General features: G+C 35.6%; 16 protein-coding genes and 1 pseudogene. 14 read left to right on the forward strand and 3 right to left on the reverse strand.

Translation table 11 applies throughout. The features are described from left to right. The first annotated feature begins 1 nt into the window (after position 1). The 4 genes from J2W48_RS10775 to J2W48_RS10790 all read left to right on the forward strand — a co-directional run bounded on the left by J2W48_RS10775 (position 2) and on the right by J2W48_RS10790 (position 4935). On the forward strand, positions 2–1090 hold the full coding sequence (locus tag J2W48_RS10775; protein ID WP_310281136.1) for an efflux RND transporter periplasmic adaptor subunit: 1089 nt from the start codon (positions 2–4) through the stop codon (positions 1088–1090). A gap of 71 nt (positions 1091–1161) precedes the next feature. Continuing rightward, positions 1162–4353 (forward strand): efflux RND transporter permease subunit, encoded by a 3192-nt coding sequence (locus J2W48_RS10780; RefSeq protein WP_310281138.1) that lies wholly within the window; start codon positions 1162–1164, stop codon positions 4351–4353. Between the two features lie 25 nt (positions 4354–4378). Then, the gene (locus J2W48_RS10785; RefSeq protein ID WP_310281140.1) at positions 4379–4723 is read left to right on the forward strand and encodes a hypothetical protein; all 345 of its coding nucleotides are present in this window, start codon (positions 4379–4381) and stop codon (positions 4721–4723) included. Between the two features lie 26 nt (positions 4724–4749). Next, on the forward strand, positions 4750–4935 hold the full coding sequence (locus J2W48_RS10790) for a YgaP family membrane protein (RefSeq protein WP_310281142.1): 186 nt from the start codon (positions 4750–4752) through the stop codon (positions 4933–4935). Positions 4936–5265: 330 nt separating this feature from the next. Here the strand turns inward: J2W48_RS10790 and J2W48_RS10795 are convergent, their stop codons facing one another. Further along, positions 5266–5988, reverse strand: coding sequence for a LytR/AlgR family response regulator transcription factor (locus J2W48_RS10795; RefSeq protein ID WP_310281144.1), 723 nt, complete (start codon positions 5986–5988; stop codon positions 5266–5268). A gap of 1 nt (position 5989) precedes the next feature. Then, positions 5990–7036 (reverse strand): sensor histidine kinase, encoded by a 1047-nt coding sequence (locus J2W48_RS10800; RefSeq protein ID WP_310281146.1) that lies wholly within the window; start codon positions 7034–7036, stop codon positions 5990–5992. Between the two features lie 350 nt (positions 7037–7386). Here J2W48_RS10800 and J2W48_RS10805 point away from each other — a divergent pair, with 350 nt between their 5' ends. From J2W48_RS10805 to J2W48_RS10835, 7 genes are all read left to right on the forward strand, one after another. After that, positions 7387–9762: a TonB-dependent receptor gene (locus J2W48_RS10805; protein ID WP_310281148.1), complete on the forward strand. Its 2376-nt coding sequence runs from the start codon at positions 7387–7389 to the stop codon at positions 9760–9762. Positions 9763–9801: 39 nt separating this feature from the next. Then, positions 9802–10623: a DUF4249 domain-containing protein gene (locus J2W48_RS10810; RefSeq protein WP_310281150.1), complete on the forward strand. Its 822-nt coding sequence runs from the start codon at positions 9802–9804 to the stop codon at positions 10621–10623. A gap of 71 nt (positions 10624–10694) precedes the next feature. Continuing rightward, entirely contained in the window at positions 10695–11564 is an 870-nt protein-coding gene (locus J2W48_RS10815) for an SDR family oxidoreductase (RefSeq protein WP_310281152.1), read from the forward strand. 220 nt (positions 11565–11784) lie between these two features. Further along, positions 11785–11922 (forward strand): hypothetical protein, encoded by a 138-nt coding sequence (locus tag J2W48_RS10820; RefSeq protein WP_310281154.1) that lies wholly within the window; start codon positions 11785–11787, stop codon positions 11920–11922. 420 nt (positions 11923–12342) lie between these two features. Further along, positions 12343–13341 carry an aldo/keto reductase gene (locus tag J2W48_RS10825; protein WP_310281156.1) on the forward strand — a complete coding sequence of 333 codons (999 nt, stop codon included), beginning with the start codon at positions 12343–12345 and terminating at the stop codon, positions 13339–13341. Between the two features lie 69 nt (positions 13342–13410). Next, positions 13411–14307, forward strand: a complete 897-nt coding sequence (locus J2W48_RS10830; RefSeq protein WP_310281158.1) for a helix-turn-helix domain-containing protein — start codon at positions 13411–13413, stop codon at positions 14305–14307. 580 nt (positions 14308–14887) lie between these two features. Next, positions 14888–15178 carry an antibiotic biosynthesis monooxygenase family protein gene (locus J2W48_RS10835; protein ID WP_310281160.1) on the forward strand — a complete coding sequence of 97 codons (291 nt, stop codon included), beginning with the start codon at positions 14888–14890 and terminating at the stop codon, positions 15176–15178. 14 nt (positions 15179–15192) lie between these two features. Here J2W48_RS10835 and J2W48_RS23095 read toward each other — a convergent pair. Further along, positions 15193–15480 (reverse strand): annotated as a pseudogene (locus J2W48_RS23095) (IS3 family transposase); the annotation flags it as partial. 824 nt (positions 15481–16304) lie between these two features. Between J2W48_RS23095 and J2W48_RS10840 the strand changes: the two are divergent. From J2W48_RS10840 to J2W48_RS10850, 3 genes are all read left to right on the forward strand, one after another. Then, on the forward strand, positions 16305–18251 hold the full coding sequence (locus tag J2W48_RS10840; protein WP_310281163.1) for a sialate O-acetylesterase: 1947 nt from the start codon (positions 16305–16307) through the stop codon (positions 18249–18251). 395 nt (positions 18252–18646) lie between these two features. Further along, positions 18647–22672, forward strand: coding sequence for a two-component regulator propeller domain-containing protein (locus J2W48_RS10845; protein WP_310281165.1), 4026 nt, complete (start codon positions 18647–18649; stop codon positions 22670–22672). Between the two features lie 1007 nt (positions 22673–23679). Beyond that, positions 23680–26871, forward strand: a complete 3192-nt coding sequence (locus J2W48_RS10850; RefSeq protein ID WP_310281167.1) for a SusC/RagA family TonB-linked outer membrane protein — start codon at positions 23680–23682, stop codon at positions 26869–26871. Positions 26872–26876 lie beyond the last annotated feature (5 nt).

A 26876-nucleotide genomic window follows, 5' to 3' on the forward strand; every position in this document is an offset into this window, starting at 1 on the left:
CATGAAAAAGATATATATACCACTACTTACAATCGGATTAGCCTTGATAGTTTCTTGTTCAAAAGAAAAGAAAGAAGTAGCCAATAACGAACCGGTAATTGCAGTGAAAGTTAGCAATATCGCAGCAAATACTAATGGTGAATTTATAACAGCAAGCGGAAAAATAGAAGCCGAAAACAGTGCCAACGTCAGCACCCGAATGATGGGATATGTGACAAAGGTTCATGTTAAAGTAGGGCAAAAAGTAGCAGCTGGCCAACTCCTGGTAAGTATCAATAACACTGATTTACAAGCCAAAAAAGCACAAGTGGATGCGTCAATTCTACAAGCTACGGCGGCGTATAATAATGCTAAAAAAGATTTCGACCGTTTTACGGCTTTATTCAACCAACAAAGTGCTTCCCCAAAAGAATTAGACGATATAACCTCTCGTTACGAAATGGCAAAAGCCGGTTTAGAAGGAGCCAGACAAATGCGTAATGAAGTTATGGCACAATTCTCTTACTCCAACATTACCGCGCCATTCTCAGGAGAAGTGACCAATACCTTTGTCAAAGAAGGCGATATGGCGAATCCGGGTATGCCTTTAGTAAGTATTGAAGGTGCTTCACATTTACAAGTAACCGCTATGGTTTCAGAAAGTGATATCACTTCCATTAAAAACGGAATGAGCGTAAAAATCCTGGTAAAATCAACCCATCAGGAATTGACAGGAAAAGTAATTGAAGTCAGCGGCTCGGCTAAAAACACTGGGGGGCAATATTTAGTTAAAGTCAATTTGAATGCTGCAGGAAGTAAAGTCTTATCGGGTATGTTTGTAAATGTACAATTCCCATTGGCAACCAAAAAGCAAACTGCAACAGTATCATTCAATAAAGTTATTGTGCCTGAGAGTGTTTTAGTACATCAAGGACAACTAACTGGAATTTATACTATTGGCAATGGAAATACAGCCATTTTAAGATGGTTGCGCACAGGCAGGATTTATGGCAATCAGGTAGAAGTATTGTCAGGTTTATCTGCAGACGAACAATATATCGTTTCAGCCGAGGGCAAATTATACAACGGTGTAAAAGTGAAAATTGACTAACCCATTTTCATCCGAGCGTAGCCAATTGACGCAATAAATTTTCAAATCCTCCCATTTTTAAATTAAAAATCATGCAAGAAGGTATATCAGGTAAAATCGCCCATTTTTTCATTCACTCCAAATTAACCATTTTATTAATGGTAGGTTTGATGATAATCGGTGTTTATAGTTCATTTCTAATTCCTCGCGAAGAAGAACCGCAAATCAATGTGCCCATGGCAGATGTGATGGTGGGTTATCCGGGAGCCAATCCAACAGAAGTAGAAAGCCGTGTGGTCAAGCCCTTGGAGAAGATCCTTTCCAATATCAAAGGTGTAGAACATGTGCATAGTATGGCCATGAACGGAAAAGCAATGTTGATTGTTCAGTTTTATGTAGGTCAGGATGTAGAACGATCATACGTGAAATTATATGACGAATTGGCCAAACACGAAAATATGTTTCCCCAAGGCGTTTACAAACCTATTGTAAAAACCCGTTCTATTGATGATGTTCCGATGTTAGGATTAACACTTTGGAGCGATAAATTAAATGATTTCGAATTGCGCCAGATTGCCGAAGAAGTGACTTCCGAAGTAGAAAAAGTAAAAGATGTTGCCATCACCCGTGAAATTGGCGGCAGAAACCGAGAAGTAAAAGTGGTACTCGATAAAGATAAAATGGCTGAAAATGGTATAGATGCTTTGGGCATTATGCAGATGATTCAGGCTAATAACGGCAGTTCACAATCGGGCAGCTTTGTCAATAACGACAAAGAATATTTGATCACTACGGGACAGTTTTTAAAATCTTCCGAAGATGTGGAGAACCTGGTGGTAGGAATTAATGCGAATATGCCGGTATATTTAAAACAAGTAGCCAAAGTAGAAGATGGGCCTTCAACACCAAGCAGTTATGTGTCTTTTGGCTATGGCAAAGCGAATGAAAAATTTAAAACGGCAAAATCCGAATATCCTGCGGTGACCATTTCCATCGGAAAAGTAAAAGGTGCCGATGCCATGAAGATTTCGGAAAAGATATTGGAACGTGTAAACCAATTAAAGAAAACTATTATCACAGATGATGTTCATGTTGAAGTAACCCGTAATTATGGAGAAACCGCTTCAGACAAAGTGGGTGAATTATTACTACACTTAGGCATTGCTATTATTGCCGTAACGCTTTTGGTGATTTTGGCGATGGGCTGGCGTGGTGGATTGGTAGTATTCTTTTCGGTACCGCTAACTTTTGCCCTGACTTTATTTGCTTATTATTTGTTAGGTTACACACTAAACAGAATTACGCTTTTCGCCTTAGTTTTTGTCGTTGGTATAGTTGTGGATGACAGTATCATCATCGCCGAAAACATGCACCGTCATTTCAAAATGAAGCGACTGCCATTCAGGCAAGCGGCAATCTATGCCATTAATGAAGTCGGTAACCCAACCATTTTAGCCACATTTACTGTTATTGCCGCTATTCTTCCCATGGCATTTGTATCGGGTATGATGGGACCTTATATGAGTCCGATGCCGATTGGAGCTTCGATTGCGATGTTACTTTCTCTTTTTGTTGCTTTGACCGTTACACCGTATTTGGGGTATCATTTATTACAGGAAAAAGAAACACAGGAACACAAAGCCGAACATGGTTTAGAAACCTCATTCATTTATAAAATTTACAATAAACTCGAAGGGCCTTTATTGGAAAGCAGTAAAAAGCGAAGACTTTTAGTGGGTATTACGGTGTTGCTTTTATTAGGTTCGGTAACTATGTTTTTTACCAAATCCGTAGTAGTAAAAATGTTGCCTTTTGATAATAAAAACGAATTTCAAGTGGTGATTGATATGCCTGAAGGAACTACTTTAGAAAGAACAGCAGCAGTGACACAGGAAATAGCGCAATACCTTTCAACCGTTCCCGAGGTAGTCAATTATCAAAACTATATTGGCACATCAGCACCCATTACGTTTAACGGATTGGTTCGCCATTACGATTTGCGGGGTGGGAGTAATATGGCAGATATTCAGGTGAATTTGTTACACAAAGAAGATCGTAATATGCAAAGTCACGGTATTGCCAAAGAAATCCGCCCCGAAGTGCAAAAGATTGCCAAAAAATATGGTGCCAATGTTAAAATCATTGAAGTACCGCCAGGACCTCCTGTACTATCCACTCTAGTCGCTGAGATTTATGGACCTAATTACAAAGACCAAATCAAGGTAGCCAATCAAGTAAAAAACATTTTAGCAACAACTTCTGATATAGTAGATGTAGATTGGATGACAGAAGACAACCAAACCGAATACAGACTGGAAGTGGACAAAGAAAAAGCGATGTTGAACGGTATTGCTCCGCAACAAGTAATTGGAAACCTAACGTATCTTTTAAAAGAATATCCGGTTTCCAACCTATATGATGAAAACTCGAATGACAATGTGGGTATAGTGCTTTCGCTGGATGATAAGGACAAAACTTCGTTACAAGACATTGGGAATTTAAAAATCAAAGGCAGTCGTGGCAATGTGATTCCTGTGAGTGATTTGGTAAAAGTCGTTCAGGACACTTTGCAGAAAACAATATACAGAAAAGACCAGAAAAGGGTAGTGTATGTAACGGCGGATATGGCGGGTGCATTGGAAAGTCCCGTATATGCTATTTTGGGCATGAATGAAAAACTGCAAAAAATGAAATTGCCCAAAGGGTATAAAGTCAACGAACTCTATATGGAGCAACCTACTGATGAAAGCGATTTCACAGTAAAATGGGATGGCGAATGGCAAATTACCTTAGAAGTATTCCGTGATTTAGGATTGGCCTTTATGATTGTTATTGTGGTTATTTATATGCTGATTGTAGGTTGGTTCCAGAACTTCAAAACGCCAATGGTGATGATGATGGCGATTCCGCTTTCCTTAATCGGAATTGTATTGGGACACTGGTTACTTGGGGCTTTCTTTACCGCTACTTCTTTTATCGGAATGATTGCGCTGGCTGGAGTTATGGTGCGGAACTCGGTATTATTGATTGACTTTATTGAAATCCGGTTAGAGGAAGGAGTCCCTTTGAAACAAGCCATTATTGAGGCCGGTGCCGTGAGAACTACTCCAATATTATTAACAACCGGAGCTGTCGTAATTGGGGCTTCTATTATCTTATTTGACCCTATATTTCAAGGATTGGCGATATCGTTGGTATTTGGTGCCATAGTATCGACCATATTAACACTATTGGTTGTACCACTCATCTATTATGTTACCGAGAGAAAAAAATGGGAACAATAATTCTTTAAAAAGTAAAAAGTAAAAAATGAAATTAGTAATTATCACCTCCAATATAGTTTTTCAAAAGGATATCAAAGCCATTTTGAATAATGCGGGTATCAAAACCTATTCGTTCAGTAAAGTAACAGGTTATATGGATTTTTCAGATACGGCAACCAGTGAAAATTGGTTTGCCTCTGAAGTAAACGAAACGGAATCCATTCTCTTTTATGCTTTCGTTAAAAAAGAAAACGTGGACCAACTTTTCCAATTGGTCGATGAATTTAATACTGTTCAGGAACCGCTGTCACAAATTCGTATAGCGGTTCTCAACATAGAAAAATCAAATGATCAGACACACGAGAGCAAGCGAACTGACACACTAATCTAGAAGTCTAACATTAAAAAAATAAAAAAATGATCAACAGAATAATAAGAGCCATAGCAGGAACATTTATCCTAATCAGCCTTATATTGGCTATTTATGTTAATCAAAATTGGCTTTGGTTTACAGCCTTTGTAGGAGTTAATCTTTTGCAATCATCTTTTACCAAATGGTGTTTGATGGAAGAAATTTTAAGAAAATTAGGCGTTAAAGATTAGCAGGAACTTTTTTTAAGATATTGCAAAAGTCAATTGTGGCAAATTCATGGCACGGTTTTAAGATAAAGAATATGGTATTAGTGATTACGTAGCGCATATACACCCGGAATAAGGGAGATATGCGATATAAAGGTTACGCACAATTAAATTATTGATTATTAACGAAATATAAAATTACTTAAGCATATAACTCAAAAATCATTTTAAGTAATTTAAATAAGAATTAAAGAGCTAGTGTATTAACTCTTGATATTAGAAAAGGTATTAACTTCATTATCTTTTTTATCAAAATGAATGTACCCATTACAAGGCCAAAAAAAGTATCATTTATTACCTATTCAAAATTTTCTTTGTTACAAATTCATTAAAAAAGAAATCCCTGTAAATATTTCCGATCGGTATTTCATTTTTTCCAATATATACAGTATTGTTATCTACAGAATCTATTTTATTTACATTGATTATATAAGATTTGCTGACTCTGACAAGGAAATTTTTTGGAAGCAGGTCAAGAATGGTCTTAATATTCATCAGGGTAATCACTTTCTGATTTTCTATATAAATAACCACGTAATCTTTTAAACCTTCGATAAAAAGGATGTCACTGAAATGTACCTTAAACATTCTGCGGTCTGCCCTTACGAAAATATAGTCATCGGTTATGTTTTCTATATTACTGTCTATAGGGTCAGTATGGAATAACTTGCAATATGTCTGTGCTTTTTCGACTGCTTTTTGAAAGCGTTCTAATTTTACAGGCTTGATCAAATAGTCAATAGCGTCGACTTCATAACTCTCAGAAGCAAATTCATGAAAAGCGGTAGTAAATACCACTAAAGTTTTTTTAGGGATAGTCCTGGCAAATTCAATTCCGTTCACTCCCGGCATCTGGATATCAAGAAATACTAAATCAACAGTGTTTTTCGCCAGAAATTCCCTTGTAGCATCCACTCCATTAAATGAAGCTATAGATTCTAGGTTTTCTGTCTCATTAACCAGTTTTTGGATTGCTTTTCTTGCCAATGGCTCATCATCTACTATTATGCAGTTCATTTTACAATTTTAAAGTTAGGATAATGCAGTAGGTTTCCGGATTGTCTTCTATTTTCAAATCATGTGTCGAAGGGAACAGGAGTTCCAATCTTCTTTGAATATTGGCGATGCCTAATCCGCCTGGCTTATTAATTGCTTTTACGGCGGGTTTTGAGTTTATGCATTTGAAAAAAAGCTCAGTCCGGCGAACATCGAAGAACAAATTTACGTAGGATGATTTCGCTGAGTCATTATTATGCTTTACGGCATTTTCTACAAATGAAATAAATAGCAAGGGAGGAACCTGGACACCGCTCAACTCACCTTCTTTGGATATTAAAAAACTAAAATTATCCCTTCTGACTTTTTCCAAATTTAAAAAATCTTCCAAAAAATGAATTTCTGAAGTTAATAAAACTTTATCTCTGGAACTGTCATAAAGCTGATATCGAAGCAGGTCGCTCAGCTTCACCAGAACCTGCGAAGCTTTTTTGGGATCATCTTCAATTAAAACATTGGCATTATTGAGCATATTGAAAAGGAAATGAGGATTGATCTGATTCTTGAGCTGTTCCAGTTCGGCACCGGCTTTTGCCAGTTCCAGATCGTGAATCAGCTGGGCATCAGATATCCACTGCTGGAATAATTTAATTGCTGCCGATGCAATAATAAGCACCATGATCATAAAGGAATAGGTAAAAAAGTTAATATCGTCGTCCTCGTAAGGCAGCAGATAAGGTTTAAGATAATAAGAAGCAACCTGGTGTATGACATACGCCAATATCATGCCTAAAAGCACAGAAAGACCATAACTCAGGTATTTTTTTCTCAACAAAAATTTAGGCACAAAAAAATACATATTACTGTAGGCCAATAAAATTATCTGGAAAAAAATGACTATTCGATTATAGGTCTCGAAAGGCTGTACATAGTCCGGCGGACTGTAATACAAAACAACGATACTGAATGCGATCAGCAGCAAATGGCGGTGAAACCGGTACTTTTCTGAAATGAAAAACTCAGCCATCCAGTTGGTATCCATAGTTTTTCTGTGTAAAGTTTTATTCATGAGACAATTTTAGATTTCCAGCAAATGTAGCAATACGTGTAAATTATAAATTTTTACTATACAAAAGCACATTATTTATATACCAAAATAGGATTTTAAGATAGTAAACCTTTTCCATGCGCCTAAATAATAACATACAAGCCCCCCAGAAAAAAAGGATATCCCAGTAATGAATTTTTTGCTTTAAAAATCCAGCTTCTTTCGATGAAATCTCAGTGTGCATTTTTTTTACTATATGAAAATGCTGCTTTACTATATAAAGTAACGCATTTTGTATATATAAAATATGCGGGTTCAGCAAAAATATACTTTAGCCGGGAAATGTAACATTTAATCCTAAATTTTAATAAATGAAAAGCAGAATCCAACCCTTTCTATTACTCTTTTTTGCCTTTGTAGTTCATGCATATTCGCAGGAAAAAGCTACCCTTAGTGGCACAATAGCCAATGAATCCAATACCGAAACGTTAATTGGCGTAAACATTTACATTCCGGAAGCTAAAGTAGGCATCACTACCAATTCTTACGGATTTTATACCACGACACTGCCAAAAGGAACTTACACCGTTATCATAAGCTATATGGGATTTGATAATATTGAAGAAACTATCACGCTGACCGAAAACACAAAGATGAACTTTGGGATGACAGAAGTCAGCAAGACATTGGACGAAGTTGTAATTAAAAGCAATACGACAAAAGCAAACATCAGAAAGCCTGAAATGAGTACCAATAAACTCTCTATTGCCACCATAAAAAAGATGCCTGCCGTTTTGGGCGAAGTAGATGTCTTGAAATCGATATTGCAGCTTCCAGGGGTTACCAATGCCCAGGAAGGCGCATCGGGCTTCAATGTCAGGGGAGGTTCTGTTGATGGAAACCTTGTACTGCTTGATGAAGCCGTTGTTTACAATACCTCGCATTTATTCGGATTCTTTTCTGTTTTCAACTCTGATGTAATCAAAGATTTAAAACTTTACAAAGGAGGGATTCCCGCTAATTTTGGAGGACGGATATCCTCAGTTCTGGATATTTATCAAAAGGAAGGAAATAATAAGGAGTATCATGTTAATGGAGGTGTAGGATTAGTCTCAAGCCGACTGCTTGTTGAAGGTCCTATTGTTAAAGATAAAAGTTCTTTTGTGGTTGCAGGGAGAGGGTCTTACGCACATCTTTTTATGAAACTGGCAAATGAACCAAATTCAGCCTATTTCTACGACTTGAACGCCAAGTTCAATTACAAATTCAATGATAGAAATAATGTTTTCGTATCAGGTTATTTTGGTAACGACAACCTGAATTTTAATAACAGCTTTATAAACACTTACGGAAATAAGCTTTTTAATCTAAGATGGAACCATATATTCTCAGACAAGATTTTCTCTAATGCATCTGCCATTTACAGTGATTATGATTATCAGATCAAAGTAAAAACCGTTGGTCTTGACTGGAAATCAGATGTAAAAAATTACAATTTTAAATATGATTTTAAGCACTATTTTTCAAATGACCTGACTTTAAATTACGGTATAAATTCAATTTACTACAGTTTTAATCCTGGAACAATCAGGCCGTTTGGAGAGGGTTCAGCCATCAATCCGGATCAGATCGCCAAAAAATATGCTTTTGAAAATGCCGCATATATCAGTGCCGAACAAAACCTTTCTGAAAAATTATCACTGAATTATGGACTTCGCTACAGTAACTTTCAAAGATTAGGCGCACAGGAAGTGTACACTTATGCCAATAATCAGCCCCTTGTTTTCAATCAGGAGTTTCAAATTTATGAGGAGGCTGATCCTACAGGAACAATAAACTACAAGAAAAATAAAAAGATAGCAAGTTTTGACAACCTGGAACCAAGACTTGCCGTTGCTTATTCGCTAAACAGTGACCAATCCATCAAGGCCAGCTACATCAGAATGAGCCAGTATGTGCATTTAATTTCAAATACCGCTTCTGCAACTCCGCTTGATATCTGGGCCCCTAGTGACCAATACCTTAAGCCGGAAATTTTAGACCAGGTAGCACTGGGCTACTTTCAGAATTTCAAGGACGACAAATATTCCCTGGAAGCAGAAACCTTCTATAAAAAAGTCAAAAACAAAGCTGACTATATTGACGGCGCAGATTTACTTGGAATCGATGCTATAGAAAGGGTACTTTTAAACGGAGAGGCAAGATCGTATGGCCTGGAACTGATGTTCAAAAAAAATACAGGAAAGCTGACGGGCTGGGTTTCCTATACTATTTCTAAAGCAGAACAAAGAACACCAGGCAGAAATGCAGATGAGCCGGGTATAAATAACGGGGAATGGTACAGGGCAAATTATGACAAACTGCATAATTTATCTGTTACGGGCGCTTATGCTTTAAATCCCAAATGGACATTTGGGAGTATTTTTACTTTCCAGAGCGGAAAAGCTGCAACATTTCCTAATGGAAAATACCAATACCAGGGTATCACTGTGGCGAGTTATGGAGCAAGAAATGACGATTCTTTATCTGCATACCATCATTTGGATGTATCTGCAACTTATACTCCTAAACCCGACAAGAAAAAAGGATGGCAGGGTGAATGGAATTTCAGTATCTACAATCTTTACAGCAGAAGCAATGCAGCCTCGTACAGTTTTAGACAGAACGAAGATACGGGAGCAAGCGAGACAAGAAGAACATCCATTTTTGGTATTGTTCCGAGTGTGAGCTACAACTTCAAATTTTAAAAAATAAATAACAGACTTTAACTTTTAAAGAGATATAAAATGAAACTAGTACAAAAAATTCTCATACTATCCGCTGGACTGTTCTTGACAGGATGCGAAGACGTTATTACTGCCGATCTTGATACAGCACCGCCAAGACTGGTTATAGACGCTTCTATAGACTGGGTAAAAAACACGGCCGGCAATGAACAAAAAATTGTATTGTCGACAACGACCGGTTATTACAGCCCCGAATTCCCGACCGTCTCCGGAGCAGTAGTTACTGTAACAAACCCGTCAAATACGGTCTTTGAATTTGTAGAAATTCCCGGAACGGGGCAATATGTCTGCAGCAATTTCCTTCCTGTTATCGGACAGACTTATACCTTAAAAATTGTTTTGAATGGGCAGACCTATACTGCATCGGAAACATTGACAGCTGTTCCTGAAATTGAAGATCATATTGACCAGAACAACAAGGGGGGCGATACCGGTGATGAAATTGAAATAACATTCTACTATCAGGATGATGCAAGTCAGGCAAATGCTTATCTAAACAGTGTTACCCAGCCGCACACGCCGTTCCCCGAGCTTGAAGTTGAAGATGATGAGCACACTAATGGTAATTTAATGCAGGAATCCTATTCGCATGAAAAGTTAAAAGCTGGGGACCAGATAGACATAAGACTGTACGGAATTTCAAAAAGCTATTACAATTACATGTACAGGTTAATAGTGGCTTCTGGTAATGATGGCAGCCCTTTCCCAACCATACCAAGTGCAGTCCGTGGCAATATTGTCAATCAGACCGATAGCAAAAATTACGCTTTTGGCTATTTCAGACTGGCAGAAATGGATACTAAAAGCTATACGATTCAGTAATTAAGTTCTTGTAATGCGGTAAAATGCAGTTTTTTTTATCGCATTTTAACTTTTACAAATTCAGTTTAAAAATGGACAAGATATTGGTAACCGGTGCAAACGGACATTTTGGAAAAGGGGTACTGAAAGCCCTGCTCAATAATGGATTAGGAAAAAAAAACATTTATGCAATGGTAAGGGACAAAGCCAAGGCAGCAGACCTGCAATCTCTGGGTATCCATGTTGTTTTTGGAGATTATGAAGATTATGATTCTTTACTCAAAGCATTTTCAGGCATAGATAAGCTGCTTTTTGTTTCCGGAAGTGATGTGAGGAACCGTGTAGCACAGCACAAACTGGTTGTCAAAGCGGCTAAAAATGCTGGGGTAAAGCATATTCATTATACCAGCCAGCAGCACAAGAGTGACGATAGGGACTCGCCTATTTATTTTATTATAAAATCACATTTGGCGACTGAAACGGCTATTATGAACAGCGGCATAAACTTTACAATTCTGAGAAATGCCTTGTATATGGATATGCTTCCGGAATTTTTAGGTGAAAAAGTTGTAGAAGACGGTATTTTTCTGCCGGCAGGCCAGGGCAAGATAGTATTCACGCTCCGAAGCGAGATGGCAGAAGCCGCAGCCGTTATTTTGACATCTCGGGGTCATAAAAACAAGATCTATGAGATATCGGGCAGCAGTATTTCCTTTACAGAAATTGCCCAGAAAATTTCTGAAATAAAAGGACACAATATTACCTATCTGAGTCCCGATCCAAAAGTATTTATAAATGCAGCCGTAAAGAAAGGTGCACCAAGAATGCTTATAAAAATACTGGCAGGCTTTGCACAGGCAGCCCGAATCGGAGAACTGGACAGCGAAAGCCCGCACATGGAAAAGCTTCTGGGAAGAAAACCTTCGCAGGTCAATGATTTTTTACAACAGATATACAGTTGAAAAGAAATTATTATGACTCTTTAATTTCAATATAAAGACTTCATATTTTGTTTGTTTTAGTTAACGGAAAATGCTGGAAATTCAAAAGTTCAGCATTTTTTTAAATAAGAACTTTGCATGGAAAATTACAGCCGGAGGATACCAATCATATCCGGAATTTTAATACTACCCTAAGATAAAATGATGTAAGGCATCTGTCCATTAATGGAGAAATCTTGAAATGCATAGAAACGCACAATCGAAAGGGCGAGAATTTATTTTTAAAGACTACCATTTACGAATTGCTCAGGTTATTCGAGATTATGGAATGTTCGATAGAAATGAAGCACCAAATGACAGCAAAAAAGTTAATAAATAATATTTCTCTTGTTTTTAGTTGTTTTTTGCACCCAAGGCTTTTGCAAAAAGTCAGGGCTGCTTTCTCACCACGGAGCGCAATCGGGTTCATCAAAGATAATCCCAGCCCGGTCACTGGAAAATTGGTTTGATATGTTTTTTCTATCGAATCCATGCATTTAATTGTTATAATTCAATCCCCCTCGGTTCGAGTCCTTTCATGTCTGCCAGCGTGGTGATATATTTCAGTACGGTTAACTTCTACGTTTATTATCCAATTGTACCTGAATCTCTATGACAACATCAAATTTAACCTTTTAGCTTTTTTCACTTCATCCATATTTAGCTAATCCTTGATTTGCATACAACTTTCAGGGCTTTGCATACAGCCATTAAAGTGTCCTTAGCGAACTTTGACCTATAAAAAAACAATAGTATGGTAATGAAGAAAATAAATTTGGGAAGCGAAGGTTTGGCTGTACCTAGTATAGGTTTGGGCTGCATGGGTATGACGGGTTTTGAAGAAGGAAATATGTATGGAGCGGCGGATGAGCAAGAAGCTATTGCCACGATTCACCGATCGCTCGAATTAGGTGGCAATTTTTTAGATACTGCGGATTTATACGGCCCTTTCAAAAACGAGCAGTTGATTGCTAAAGCAATAGATGGTAATAGGGATAAATATATTATCGCAACAAAATTCGGCTGGGAAATAGATGGTAACGACAAAGTGACCTGGGCTATTAATGGCAAAAAAGATTATGTAAAAAAAGCGGTGGAACGTTCCCTTAAGAATCTTAACACAGATTATATTGATTTGTACTATATGCACCGACTTGACAAAAACACGCCCATTGAAGAAACCATTGGGGCGATGAGCGAGCTGGTGAAGGAAGGAAAAGTGGGTTATCTCGGACTATCGGAAGTATCTTCAGAAACTGTAAAAAGAGCTCACGCAGTTCACCCGATTACGGCGGTACAAAGTGAATATTCCTTATTTGAGCGTACAACAGAAGAACGTGGCATACTGGATACGCTGAATGAACTTGGGATAGGTTTTGTTGCTTATTCCCCATTAGGACGTGGCTTTCTATCCGGACAGATCCGAACCATAGATGACTTGCCGGAAAATGATTTTCGCCGGGCAATTCCCCGTTTCCAGGAAGCTCATTTTTACAAGAATATGGAGTTGGTTAAAGCAATTGAGGCAATGGCCGAAGAAAAAAAAATAACCGCATCACAGTTGGCATTGGCTTGGATTATAAATAAAGGCATCTTGCCTATTCCGGGCACTAAACGCAGAAAATATGTAGAGCAAAACATAGCGGCCACCGAAATTGAATTAAACGAAGCTGATCTGTCGAAACTCGAAAGCATTGTGCCGTTGGGTACTGATACCGGTAATCCATACGATGAGTTTAGTATGGGGCTTATTGATTAGCGTATTTGTACGGTTGCGTTTTAAGGATGCAACCGCTACTCTCTAGAATAAAATGCTTAAATTAGTAGTATGAATGCTATCAGATCAGTCTCAGAATTTCACCGGTTACTCTCTTTGCCCGAGCCACGCCATCCATTGGTCAGTGTGATCAACCTCGCCGAAACTATTTTCCTGGAAGATGATGTATGGAACGGTTTTGTGAATAGATTTTATTGTGTTGCCCTCAAAAGGGAAGCCAAGGGTAAGATACGATATGGCCAGCAACACTATGATTACGATAAGGGCGTTCTGAGCTTTACTGCACCTAATCAAGTCCAATACCTGGATCTGGACAACGTAGAATGCGGATCAGGTTACCTGCTTATTTTCCATCCTGACTTTTTGCTTGCCCATCCTTTGGCAAGCAAAATCAACGGTTATAACTTCTTCTCTTACGCTGTAAATGAGGCACTGCATCTTTCTGCTGAAGAAGAAGACGATCTTATTACAATATTAAACAAGATCGATAAGGAATGCCTGCATATTGATAAATATACTCAGGAAATTATCCTATCGCAAATTGAGTTGTTGCTCAATTATTCCAATCGATTTTACGAGCGGCAATTTATCACTCGGAAAAACCACAATCATCAACTGCTTACCAAATTTGAACTTCTTATTGAGGAATATTTTGACAGCAGTACTACAACGCAACCGGAACTATTAACGGTACAACGCTTGGCCGAACTCATGAACCTGTCTCCAAACTACCTGAGCGATCTACTGCGTATGCATACAGGGCAAAATACGCAACAGCATATACATCAAAGGTTGATTGAAAAGGCGAAGGAAAAACTCTCGACGACAAATTTATCGATAAGCGAAATTGCTTATACATTAGGCTTTGAACACGCACAATCTTTCAGTACGCTATTTAAGAAGAAAACCAGTTTGTCACCTCTTGAATTCCGGCAGGCATTCAACTGATAAGCAAGATAACCTATGAGGCTCATATAATAATAAGAAGCCTAAGCAGCCATTAAATCACTTAAAAGCTTCAAACCTTCCAAAAGTTGGTTAGAATTTCGTACCATAGGGATCACACCTTGCTTGAAGTTAGATAAAAAATACGCCAATGATACACAAGCACTAGCCAAAGCACTTGAAAAGTCATCACAAAAAATGAGTGAGGTTCTAAGCCAATTATTTGAAGTATTGCCAGATACAAACTTCACCCAACAGCTTTTTTTGCTCAGATGATTGCTCATGAAGCACATCATCGTGGACAAATTATGACAATTGTAACAAGGAATGGATTTAAAATTGATAAATCTGTTAATTTCGGGTTGTGGAATTGGAATAAAAAGTAGATTTGAGTCTAGTTCTAAAATTTGTTTTTATTTATAAGCCTTCTTTTCTTTCCAGATTGCGGCCAAAGAAACAAAAGAACACCGTTGTATTGATGTTGGATTTATTGTCATTTTATCCAGAACATATATTATTTGAGTATTTTGCAGTTGAGATAAAAAGATTTTGAGGTAATTCCAAGCGGTATAAACAGGGATATTTGGATATTGCTTTAAGTTTAAAACCAGAATTAGAAAAAATAAATGGATTTATTTCCATTGAGAGATTTCAAAGTATTTATAATCCCGAAAAAATATTGTCTTTATTTTTTTGGAAAAATGAAGAAGCAATTCGGGAATGGAGAAATCTTGAAATGCATAGAAACGCACAATCGAAAGGGCGAGAATTTATTTTTAAAGACTACCATTTACGAATTGCTCAGGTTATTCGAGATTATGGAATGTTCGATAGAAATGAAGCACCAAATGACAGTAAAAAAGTTAATAAATAATATTTCTCTTGTTTTTAATTGTTTTGCATCAATCTTAGAAATATACAACACATATAAATCTTGGGAACATATTTTTTAAGATCCTCAATTTTTAAAATATCATTTTTTATAGTTTCAAAGAACGTCAAAATTGGAATTAAGTGTTCGATTGCAGTCCCTGACACTCCACTAAGAAAAACCTCAATGAAAATAGACTGCACCCAAAATTTAGACAAATTTGATTTAATTCTTATGTTATTATAATAGTTTATGTAGCTTTTAATTTCTTGTTTTAGTTCTTCTATATCAGCAAATTTTTTGTATGTAAAACAGTTCTGATTTTAGCTCTTGTCGATTTCTTTAATGCGTTAATCAGTACTGATTAAATTTTGTCTGCATGCTAAGCATAGATTGTCCTTTCGGGCTATAAAACTATAACTCAATTTTTTCTTTGTGAAAAATGGGATATAACTTCAAAAATAGAATAATTGCAACAAATGGAGGGATGTTTTGACACAAAAGGATACTATAAAGCTATAGAGTTTTAAAGATATTTGCAACCATAATTTTTTATTGAATAACTAAGGATAAAAAAATAGTACTTTTTTAAGATCTAGTTTATTAATCTGCAAATAATTATTATAACAAGAAGTTCGATTTCCTATTCATCATAATCTGAAATTTGCCAGATTGTTTGATTTAAATCGGGTGATTTTTAAATGAATTTATTTAAGTCATTCTATGTTACGTTTTTATTCAATATTTATTTAAAATCAAATTAGTGTAATTTACTAGGATATAGATAAGAATAAATTGACTTTGAAAATTTTTGTTGTAGATAAAAAAAGTCAATTACTGTTAAAACGTGATTTGATGTATGTTGTGGGTTTGTAGTTTATTGTTTTCTTATAAATAGGAAGGTGATATTAAAATTGCTCTAAATATTAAGCAAGACAGTTTTTAAACTTGAATGGATTAATAAGGTTATTTTGCTCTAAAGCTAGGGAGTTTAATAGTCTCCCTGGCTTTTTTTATTAATAAACAAATGAAAAAAAATAAACTTTTACCAGGGTAATTATGGAAGCTTAAAATAAAATTTAAAAATGAAACATAGAATTTCTCTAATTATAATAATAAATTAATAAAAATGAAAAAATATTTTATATCCCTGTTTTTATGCATTAGCATCTTTTCTAATGCTAATGTAAAACTTCCTTTATTGTTTAATGATGGTATGGTTTTGCAACGTGAACAAAAAATTCCTGTTTGGGGTTGGGCAGACGCTAATGAGAAAATTGAAATTCGTTTCAACAAACAAATTATAAATACAAAAGCAGATAAAAATGGAAAATGGATGATAAATTTGAAGGCTGAAAAAGCTGGAGGTCCATTTGAATTTCTTGTTAAAGGAAAAAATACTATTGCTTTAAAGAATGTTTTAGTAGGGGAAGTTTGGATATGTAGCGGACAATCCAATATGGAATTTACCGTAGGTCAGGCAATGAATTTTACGCAAGAAATAAAGGATGCCGATTTCCCAATGATACGTCAGTTTCTAGTTGAAAAAGATATGGCATTAACTCCAAAACAGACATTAAAATCAGGACAATGGAATGAATGCAATAAAAATACGGTTGGTAGTTTTACTGCTGTGGGTTATTTTTTTGCTAAGAAACTATTTACTGAATTAAAAGTTCCAATTGGGATTATAAACACTTCTTGGGGTGGAACTTGTGTAGAAACATGGACTAGCAGAGAAGCTTTTGAAAGCAGTAAAGAATTTAAGGAGATGATTTCAAAAGTACCAAATATAGAAATCGATTCACTTTTAATAACTCAAAAAAAACAATTAATAGACAAGATAGAACAAATTCAAGGTTCAAAAATAGCAACTGATGTAACTTCTTTCAAAAACCTTACTTTTAATGATGTCAATTGGCCCGTAATGAATGTGCCAGGTTTATGGGAAAATCAGCAACTACAGGATTTAAATGGTGTAGTCTGGTTTCGTAAATCGTTTGAGATTTCAAAAGAAAATGCTGGTAAAGCAGTAACTTTAGAATTGTCTAAAATTGATGACCAAGATGTGACCTATGTTAACGGAGTTGAAATAGGAACTACCAATAATTATAATCAGAGTAGGGTTTATAATATTCCTGCGGGAGTACTTAAAGAAGGAGCGAATATTATTAGTGTAAAAGTTACTGATTATTCAGGAGGTGGTGGTATTTGGGGGGATGCTTCAAATTTAAAATTAACAGTGGAAAAAACAGTTATCCCTTTGGCAGGACATTGGAAATTTAACGTAGTAGATATTAAAAGTGAGCTTTCTCCAAATTCATATCCATCATTATTATTTAATGCGATGGTTAATCCATTAATTCCTTATGGAATAAAAGGAGTATTATGGTATCAAGGGGAAGCCAATGCAAGCCGTGCTGAACAATACAAAAAAGCGTTTCCATTGATGATAAATGATTGGAGACAAAAGTGGCATCAAGCAGACTTTCCATTCTATTTTGTTCAATTATCAAGTTTTGATGAATTTGGAGGAAACAGTAATAAAGGAAGTATGTGGGCAGAATTGAGAGAAGCTCAGCAATATACGCTGGAAACAGTTTGTAATACTGGAATGTGTGTGACTACGGATATAGGAGATGCAAAAGATATTCATCCTACCAATAAACAAGATGTAGGAAGCAGGTTGGCAGCCATTGCGCTTAATAAAAACTACAATCAAAAAGTAATTTATAGCGGTCCTAAATATGAATCAATCGAAATAAAGGATAATAAAATTATCTTGACCTTTAGTAGTGTAGGTTCCGGATTAATGACACCAGATAAATATGGGTATCTTAAAGGCTTTGAAATAGCAGGAAAAGATAAAATTTTTCACTATGCAAAAGCATATATTGATGATAATAAAGTTATTGTGTTTAACGATGAGGTGCAGGATCCTATAGCAATCCACTATGGATGGGCGGATGATGCCAGTGATTGCAATCTTTATAATAATGAAAAATTCCCCGCAATACCATTTAGAACAGATGATTGGGATATGACAACTGCAGGGGTTAAATATTATGCACAATAAGTTATTTGTGTTTAGTTTATTGATAATTTTGGTTTTATAATTAAACTTAAGTATGGAGGTAAATCATTATCAATTTGGCATATTATATTGATAAGAATAAATTCTTAGTTCTAATGTATATTATGTGTATGAGTCAGGAAAGTTATAAATGAGAAGGAAATCTATAAGTAATCTTTTGACAAGATTATATGATAATTTACAATTGTTCTTTATAAATAGGGTTTAATGAATTAAAGCAGAATATAAAAACACTCCTGATGATATAATTTGAAAAAAGTTATCAGGAGTGTTATTGATTAAAATGGTTTAGAAATATAATTTTTTAGAAGAGATACATTAAAATTTTGGGTAGTATTTATCTTTCTATATTAAAATTTTTAATTGATAGTTTTATTATGAAAACAAAAGTAAGACAAGTATACATAAATCTACTCGTACTATTTTGGACTATGTCTTTCCAAAATATTTTGGCACAGTCTAATTATATTTTTCACCACTTGGGCACAAATGACGGCCTTTCAAATAACAATGTAAAGGCCGTCCTTAAAGATAGTTATGGATTTCTTTGGATAGGCACCGAGTCAGGCTTAAATAGATACGATGGATATGGATTTAAAAATTATACCATGCAGAAGGGCATTTCCGGCGCACTTCAGGCAAATGATATATTTGGACTTCAGGAAGACGGCTTAGGCAATATCTGGGTTGACATAGGATATAATAATTACATGGTATATAAAAGAGATAAAGATAACTTTATATCAGACACCAATAGATTGCTGCTTAGCCTGGGGATCAAGTGTGACCCGAACGGAAAGATTTTTATCGATAAAAAAAAAGATATATGGGTATTTAATAAAGAAAAAGTATTTCACTATAACATTAACAAAAAAAGGACCGCCGTATATAAATTAAAAATACCTGTTAAAGAGATAATTTCTATCGCTGACAGCGATGAATACCTTTACACCATTGCAAATACATCTGGTGTCTGCTGGAAATTGAATAAAAGTTCAGGTGTGGTGTCTTTAATTGATTTACCTGACACTGTATTGCAGAATGCTATTAATGCCTGGAATAAAATTTATTTAGACAGCAGTAACGGGATATGGCTTTATTCTGGTAAGACGGAAAAGGTTTTTTACAAAAAAAACTACCGTGAGAACTGGAAAATATTAAGTCTGTCTTCTAAACTTAAAACCGAGACTAATAAGGTATTGTCTATTATCGAAAACCAGCCAGGGGAGGTCTGGATAGGAACAGATCATAAGGGGTTATTTATATATGATAAAAACAATGATTTGTTAAAAAATATAATAAGCAGCCCATGGGAAGAGACAAGTTTAGCATCAAACTATGTTCAGTATCTGTACAAGGACAATAATGAAACCATGTGGCTGGGGTACAATAAGAAAGGCCTGTCTTTATATCATGAAAGTTTTCGCAATTTTATTAATTTCAAACATCCTGAATGTTTTGATATCAGTGCTATAATGCAGGACAGCCGTGGTAATATCTGGCTGGGAACAGATGGAAATGGGGTATTTGTAAAAGAAAAAATTTCAGAAGCAATAAGAAAACTTCCTATTCCCAATGTCCCTATAGTCTGTATAGTAGAAGACATAAAAAACAGGGTTTGGATCGGCACATTTCAAAATGGGCTTCTGTGTTATGAAAATGGTAAAATAACTCAGTTTACCACGAAAAACAGTAAATTATCCAGTAATAATATCTGGAGTTTGAAAAAAGACAGATATGGGAATATATGGATCGGACCATTAGGCGGAAAAATTCAGTTAATAGAAGCAGAATCAAATTATTTGGATTCTCTGAAGACACCTGTTGATAATTTCATTTATGTGCAGGATATGTTTTATGATGGCGGTGATAAAATCTATGCCGCCACTGTATCGGGACTTTTGGAGATTGACATTATAAGTAATAAAAAGACTTTATATAAAGGCAATAAAAAAGCAAGTCAGCATTTTCCCCTTACTCAGATTGCAAATGTTTACAAAGATAAGCGTGGTATAATCTGGCTGGGCAGTAATAACGGACTGACCATTTTGGATAAAAAAAAAGATACGCTATATTTCTTTAATAAAGAAAAGGGTTTAAGTGATAATTCAATTAAAGATATAACAGAAGATAATTTTAATAATATCTGGGTAACCACAAGTAATGGTCTTTCAATATTAACTGTTACATCAGAACCTAATGGCAGTTATACTTTTTCAAGTAAAAATTTCTCAATTAAGGATGGTCTGATGGATAATTACTTTAACAGCCATGCTATCTGTAAACTGCAGAATGGAGATATTATATTTGGAAATGCAGAGGGTTTTACTTTTTTGAATCCCAGCAAAATGTTTGAAAAAGACCAGCCAATGGCAAAAGTCATTTTTACGGAACTGACTGTGGGAAGTCATACTATTCAGGCAGATTCATATTATGACGGCCGTAAGCTCCTGGAATATTCTATGCCATTAACTTCCAAACTAAATTTAAGGCATGATGACAAGCTTATTTCTTTACAGTTCACTACGGGAGATTTATTAAATGCAGACAAGGTTAAATATGTTTACAAAATAGAAGGCTTTAATGATCAGTGGACGCCAACCCAGGGAAATAAAATAGGAATATCCTCGCTTCCTACGGGAAATTATAAACTTTTAATAAAGGCATGCAATAGTGATGGTGTATGGAATGATGTCCCTACTGAATTATCTATAATTGTAATGCCTCCTTTCTATTTTTCGATTTGGGCTTTTATCATATATGCAATTTTAATTATTGGTATGCTCGTATTTTTTGTTCACAAGACAAAAGAAAAACATCTTATAAAGATGGAACAGCATCGACTTGAAGTCGATCATGAGAAAAAAATCCATATTAATGAGATTAAGTTAAGATTTTTTACCAATATTAGCCATGATTTACGCACACCCCTTACACTTATTATTACCCCTTTACAGATTTTATTAAAAGAAGCAACGAACGAAAGTATGCGAAAAAAGTTGGATGTTATGTATAAAAATGCACAACAACTAATGGCATTAATAAACTCATTACTTGATTTTCATAAACTGGATGTTGGTGTAGAAAGGCTGAATTTAAAATCCGGCGATTTTGTTAGTTTTATTAATGAAATTTACACTTCATTTTGTGTTTATGCAGAAGAACTTAATGTTAATTTCTTCTTATTCAATGATATGGAAAGCTTAATAATGCCGTTTGATCAGGATAAAGTTCGTAAAATACTCATAAATATACTTTCAAATGCATTTAAATATACCCCAAATGGCGGTGTTATAAGTATTCATATAAAACAGGAAAATGATACTGTTTGTGTCAGTGTTTCTGATTCAGGATCCGGTATTGTTGATAAAGAAAAAGAACATATTTTTGAAAGGTTTTATCAGGCTCAGCAAGAACAGGAAAAAACGGGTGCCGGAATTGGATTGCATATTGTAAACGAATATGTCAATCTTCACGGAGGAACAATAGAAGTTAATGATAATGTACCGAAAGGCAGTATTTTTACCTTTAGAATTCCGATTAAAATAGCAGATTCCGATACGGAAGAAGAATATTTAACAGAAAACCTTTTAAGCGAATTTGCTATTGAGGAACTGGAAAATGATGGTATGGCTACAAATAAAAAAATATTATTATTTGTAGATGACAACAATGATTTTTGTGAGTTTATTAAAGATAATCTGAAAGATATATATATTGTAATAACTGCCAATAATGGAGAAGAGGCTCTGGAATTGTTGAATAAATTTAATGTAACCATTATCGTTAGTGATATAATGATGCCTGTCATGAGCGGAACTGAACTTTGCAAACAGGTAAAAACAAATATTTACTGGTCACATATTCCAATTATCTTATTAACAGCACGTACTGCAGAAGAATATATTATGGAAGGATTAGAGCTTGGTGCTGATGACTATATAACCAAACCTTTTAATTTTGATCTGTTAAAATTACGCATTCAAAAATTTGTAGAATGGACAGAAAGGAGCCATGTTTCGTTTAGCCAAAAATTAGATGTCTCTCCTGCCGAAATCACTATTACTCCTTTGGACGAGGCCCTGATTGGGAAAGCCATTAAAGTCGTTGAAGAATCTATAAATGATACGGAGTTTTCTGTTGAAACTCTCAGTGTGGCTTTAGGTCTAAGCCGTGGACATTTATATAAAAAATTAATTGCCATTACAGGAAAAGGACCTAACGAATTTATTAGGACAATTCGATTGAAACGAGGGCGCCAACTGCTAGAAAAAAGCCAAATGAAAATAGCTGAAATAGGCTATGAAGTAGGTTTTAATTCCCCGACACGATTTGCTAAGTATTTTAGAGAAGAATTTGGTCTTTCTCCGTCGGAGTATTTACGCATTTATAAACAGCAATAACTAGATACCTGATTTGGGGATGTATGCTCCAGAATTTGCAAGTCATATTAAAGGAATTCGAGTTCAGGTGAAATAATGGTTTTATATACCTCTTTTTGTTGAGTGATTTTGATTTACTTTATTGGTCTCAGATATAGTTTAAAACTATGTACTTTAGTGCATTTTGCTTTAGCTTCTAAAAATATTTTAGCTACAAATTACACAAATTAAATTAGCGCTAATTTGTGTAATTTGTGGTTAACAAATAAGTGCTACTACCTTGCCGACTTTCAGTCTGCCAACATAATCCTATGGACTTTCAGTCCATAGTGGTTTAGTTAGATATAAAAGGGATGTTAAAAATTTTTGTCGCAAGATATAATTATTTCAACTTCATCTTTATACACAATTTGCTAGATAAATAGATATTAGGCTTTCCAGATTGGAGAGCCTTTTTTTATACACAAAATATTTGCACTGCTATTGGAAACCATTTTCATATAAGCTATTCTCGGAATGTTAGCCTGACTTTTAAACATCCTCTTTTTTAACATCGAAACAATGCTTTCTATTAAAAAAACATTAGTTCGTGTTTTATGATAGTTCCTGTTGAACTATAATTTTAAATTCATTGATTTCTGCATCAAGATTCTTCGTGAATTCTGTTAAATTTTGTCAAAAAAATGATAGAAGAACTATTGGACTCATTAATACCTGGGCTTTTCATGTTAAATTTTTATGTTAAAGAAGCTCAGTTTATTGTTAATACATTTTTATTTACTAATAAAATTATATTAATGAAATAAATTTAGCAGTTTTATTATGTTAATCTCATTAAATGACACAATTGGTAGTAGCTTTTGATACAAATGAGTCATAGTCTCGTTTTAGTTTATTGTTAATTTGTTCCCAATGCTACATAGAAAATATAAGAAAGTGAAATAAGAAACATTAGAATATTTCATGAACACACCTTTTCATGTAAAATTAAACCACTTAACTAATTAACTAACTAAAACTAATTAATGATGAATGAAAAACATGTAATTCAACGCTTTGTAAAAGCAAAAAAACTCTTTGGCAAGTATGCCCTAATGGCTATGCTTTGTTCGTTTAGCCTGGTATCAGCCCAAAGTTCTGATGTAAAAATTACTGGTACAGTATTAGAAGATTCGAACAGCCAGCCACTTTTTGGAGTCAGCATTTTTCTTAAAGGAACTAAGACAGGTGTGACTACAGACGTAGACGGGTCATTTTCTATTAAAGCTAAAATTGGAGAAACCCTTGTCGCAAGTTATTTAGGCTATGTAATTCAGGAAGTAAAGGTTACAGGCAGCCAATTAAAAATTCGTCTGAAAGAAGACCGAAAAGCATTAGACGAAGTAGTGGTAATTGGGTATGGTAAAGCAAAGAGAAAAGATCTTACAGGAGCAATTTCTTCTATTAGCGGAGATGAGCTTCGTAAAATACAACCCACAACATTTGACCAGGCTCTGCAGGGCAAAGTAGCCGGTGTAGTAGTGCAGCAGACTTCCGGTCAGCCGGGAGGTGGTGTGAATATACAAATACGTGGTCTGTCTTCTTTTGGCGGCAGTTCCCCCTTATATGTAATTGATGGGGTTATAATTGGCCAAAGTTATGGTGGGGCAAATGGTACAAATCCGTTAGCAACTATCAGCCCTTCGGACATTCAGTCTATTGACGTTTTAAAAGACGCATCAGCAACGGCAATTTATGGTTCGCAGGCCACTAATGGCGTAATTGTTATTACCACTAAGAGAGGCAAGGAAGGAGCGCCAAAAATCACTTATGAATTTACAACCGGATATCAGGAGATCATCAAGCAATATCCAACTATGGATTTAAGGGAATATGGCAAGTTTATTAACAACAGGGCTGCTGTTTGGGGTTTTGATACCAGACCGGAATTTGCTAACCCACAGTACTTAGGCAAAGGGACCAACTGGCAAGACGAATTATTCAGAAGAGCTCCGGTAAAAAGCCATACGCTTACTTTAAGCGGCGGTAATGACAAAACGCAGTATTTATTGTCGGGGTCTCATTTTAACCAGGAAGGTATAGCTCTGGGCTCTGAGTTTACCAGGACTTCGATGAGGTTAAACCTGGACAACAAAACTACAGACTGGTTAAAAATAGGGACCAGTTTACAGTTGACCCATATTGACGAGAATGTAAATTCAACAGGTTCAAGTGTTATTAGAGAGGCATTAGCTCAGACACCGGATATCCCTGTAAGAAATCCTGATGGCAGTTTTGCGGGAGAAGAAAGCAGCGAAGGATGGATTGCAAAACGTGTAAATCCTTATGCTCTTGCCCTTATTAATAGAAATAACCCTAAAAGAAATCAATTATTTGGTAATGTATATACAGACATAGCATTTACAAAGGCGTTGTCTTTTAGAAATGAAGTGTCAGGAAATTTCTCATTTAGGACAGAGGACAGATATAACCCTACTTACAAATTTGGCTTGGCTGAGAGATTAGTGAATGATGCATTTTATTCCTATAGCCAGGACTATTTTACGACTTTCAGAAGTTTCTTAACGTATGCTAAAGTGTTTAAAAGCAAATATAATGTTAACATATTGGCAGGACATGAGGCACAGTTGTCCCAGTACGAAGATGTTTCTGCAGCAAGAAGAAATTTCATTTCGGATGATATTACCAATATAGGCAGCGGTGATGCGCTAACAGCAACCAATGGCGGGGTTAAAAGAGAGAGTGCACAGGAGTCTTATTTTGGGCGTGTTAATTTTATTTATGATGACAAATATTTATTTACGGCTAATGCCCGTGCCGATGGTACTTCAAAATTTGCGGCAGAGAACCGCTGGGTGACCACTTATTCAGGAGCCTTTGCCTGGAAATTAAATAAGGAGAAATTTTTAAAAGGCTCAAAAATGGTCAATGAGTTAAAGTTAAGGGTAGGTTACGGTCTTACTAATAATCAGAATGCCGGAAATAATGCTAATTTGACTTTATTAAATTCAACTCAAAATGGTTTGGCTGGTAATGCACAAGTTACTTTTAATTTAGGAAACCCGGAAATTGAATGGGAAAAAACAGAATACAGCAATGCAGGGATTGACGCAGCACTTTTTGGCTGGAAACTTAATTTTTCAGTTGATGTTTATAATCGTCAGACAGACGGACTGTTGATTCAAATTCCCTTGCCATTGTATTCCGGAACAACTGCCGTGTATTCTCCGGGATCAATTGCAGCTCCATATATAAATGTAGGAACTGTTAGAAACAGAGGGGTAGACCTTCATTTGAATTCAAGAAATATAACAGGAAGCGGAGATGATTTTAACTGGAGTACAGATTTTACATTATCCCATAACAAAAATAAGGTACTAAAATTAAATACAGACGGTGCTTCATTGCCTGGGTACCTTGGGGGTGACATTGTTGCCCAAACGAAAGTGGGTGGATCTATTGGTGATTTTTACGGCTATAAAGTAGATGGGATATTTGCCACTGCGAGCGATTTTGAGACCCATGCTTTGCCTACAGATACAAATGGTAATGTTTTGCCAATTACACCAAATTCAGGAGGGGTATGGTATGGAGACCTGAAATTTAAAGACTTAAACGGGGATGGCGTAATTACAGAAAAGGACAGAACCTATTTAGGCTCGCCTATCCCGGATTTTCAACTGGGCCTTGGCAATACCTTTAGCTATAAAGGCTTTGACCTGAATGTTTTCTTTAGCGCCAATATTGGTAATGAGGTAGTAAATGGAATGAGGATTACCGGAGAAAATCCTTCGACAAACAATAGTTTCCTAAAATCATTAAATGATCATGCCGTTTTGGCTTTAATCAATCCAAATGGGTCGGCTTCAGATGTTAATAACGTATATGTTACCAATCCAAACACTACAATTGTTGGGCTTAAAAATAATGATAGCAACAGAAATCATCGTTTCTCTGACAAGTACGTCGAAGATGGATCTTTTATAAGATGCAGGAACATGACTATGGGGTATACAATGCCAAATGAGTGGATGCAAAAGATGCACATAAATTCTTTGCGTATGTATGTTAGTGTTACCAATCCTTTTCTTATTACAAAGTACAAAGGAATGGATCCGGAAGTAGGTTCATGGAACCCGTTAGCGGCCGGAATTGATAATGGCTTTTATCCACAAGCCCGAACATTTACTTTAGGGGTTAACGTAGGATTAACTAAATAAAAATT

Source organism: Flavobacterium piscis (genome assembly GCF_031457575.1).
Taxonomy (GTDB): domain Bacteria; phylum Bacteroidota; class Bacteroidia; order Flavobacteriales; family Flavobacteriaceae; genus Flavobacterium; species Flavobacterium piscis_A.

Bases quoted from the DNA above. Each gene is read 5' to 3' on its own strand.
- J2W48_RS10840 (WP_310281163.1), top strand. From the start codon at position 16,305: ATGAAAAAATATTTTATATCCCTGTTTTTATGCATTAGCATCTTTTCT.
- J2W48_RS10820 (WP_310281154.1), top strand. From the start codon at position 11,785: ATGCATAGAAACGCACAATCGAAAGGGCGAGAATTTATTTTTAAAGAC.
- J2W48_RS10825 (WP_310281156.1), top strand. From the start codon at position 12,343: ATGAAGAAAATAAATTTGGGAAGCGAAGGTTTGGCTGTACCTAGTATA.
- J2W48_RS10845 (WP_310281165.1), top strand. From the start codon at position 18,647: ATGAAAACAAAAGTAAGACAAGTATACATAAATCTACTCGTACTATTT.
- J2W48_RS10780 (WP_310281138.1), top strand. From the start codon at position 1,162: ATGCAAGAAGGTATATCAGGTAAAATCGCCCATTTTTTCATTCACTCC.
- J2W48_RS10795 (WP_310281144.1), bottom strand. From the start codon at position 5,988: ATGAACTGCATAATAGTAGATGATGAGCCATTGGCAAGAAAAGCAATC.
- J2W48_RS10815 (WP_310281152.1), top strand. From the start codon at position 10,695: ATGGACAAGATATTGGTAACCGGTGCAAACGGACATTTTGGAAAAGGG.
- J2W48_RS10785 (WP_310281140.1), top strand. From the start codon at position 4,379: ATGAAATTAGTAATTATCACCTCCAATATAGTTTTTCAAAAGGATATC.
- J2W48_RS10830 (WP_310281158.1), top strand. From the start codon at position 13,411: ATGAATGCTATCAGATCAGTCTCAGAATTTCACCGGTTACTCTCTTTG.
- J2W48_RS10810 (WP_310281150.1), top strand. From the start codon at position 9,802: ATGAAACTAGTACAAAAAATTCTCATACTATCCGCTGGACTGTTCTTG.
- J2W48_RS10790 (WP_310281142.1), top strand. From the start codon at position 4,750: ATGATCAACAGAATAATAAGAGCCATAGCAGGAACATTTATCCTAATC.
- J2W48_RS10850 (WP_310281167.1), top strand. From the start codon at position 23,680: ATGAATGAAAAACATGTAATTCAACGCTTTGTAAAAGCAAAAAAACTC.
- J2W48_RS10800 (WP_310281146.1), bottom strand. From the start codon at position 7,036: ATGAATAAAACTTTACACAGAAAAACTATGGATACCAACTGGATGGCT.
- J2W48_RS10775 (WP_310281136.1), top strand. From the start codon at position 2: ATGAAAAAGATATATATACCACTACTTACAATCGGATTAGCCTTGATA.
- J2W48_RS10805 (WP_310281148.1), top strand. From the start codon at position 7,387: ATGAAAAGCAGAATCCAACCCTTTCTATTACTCTTTTTTGCCTTTGTA.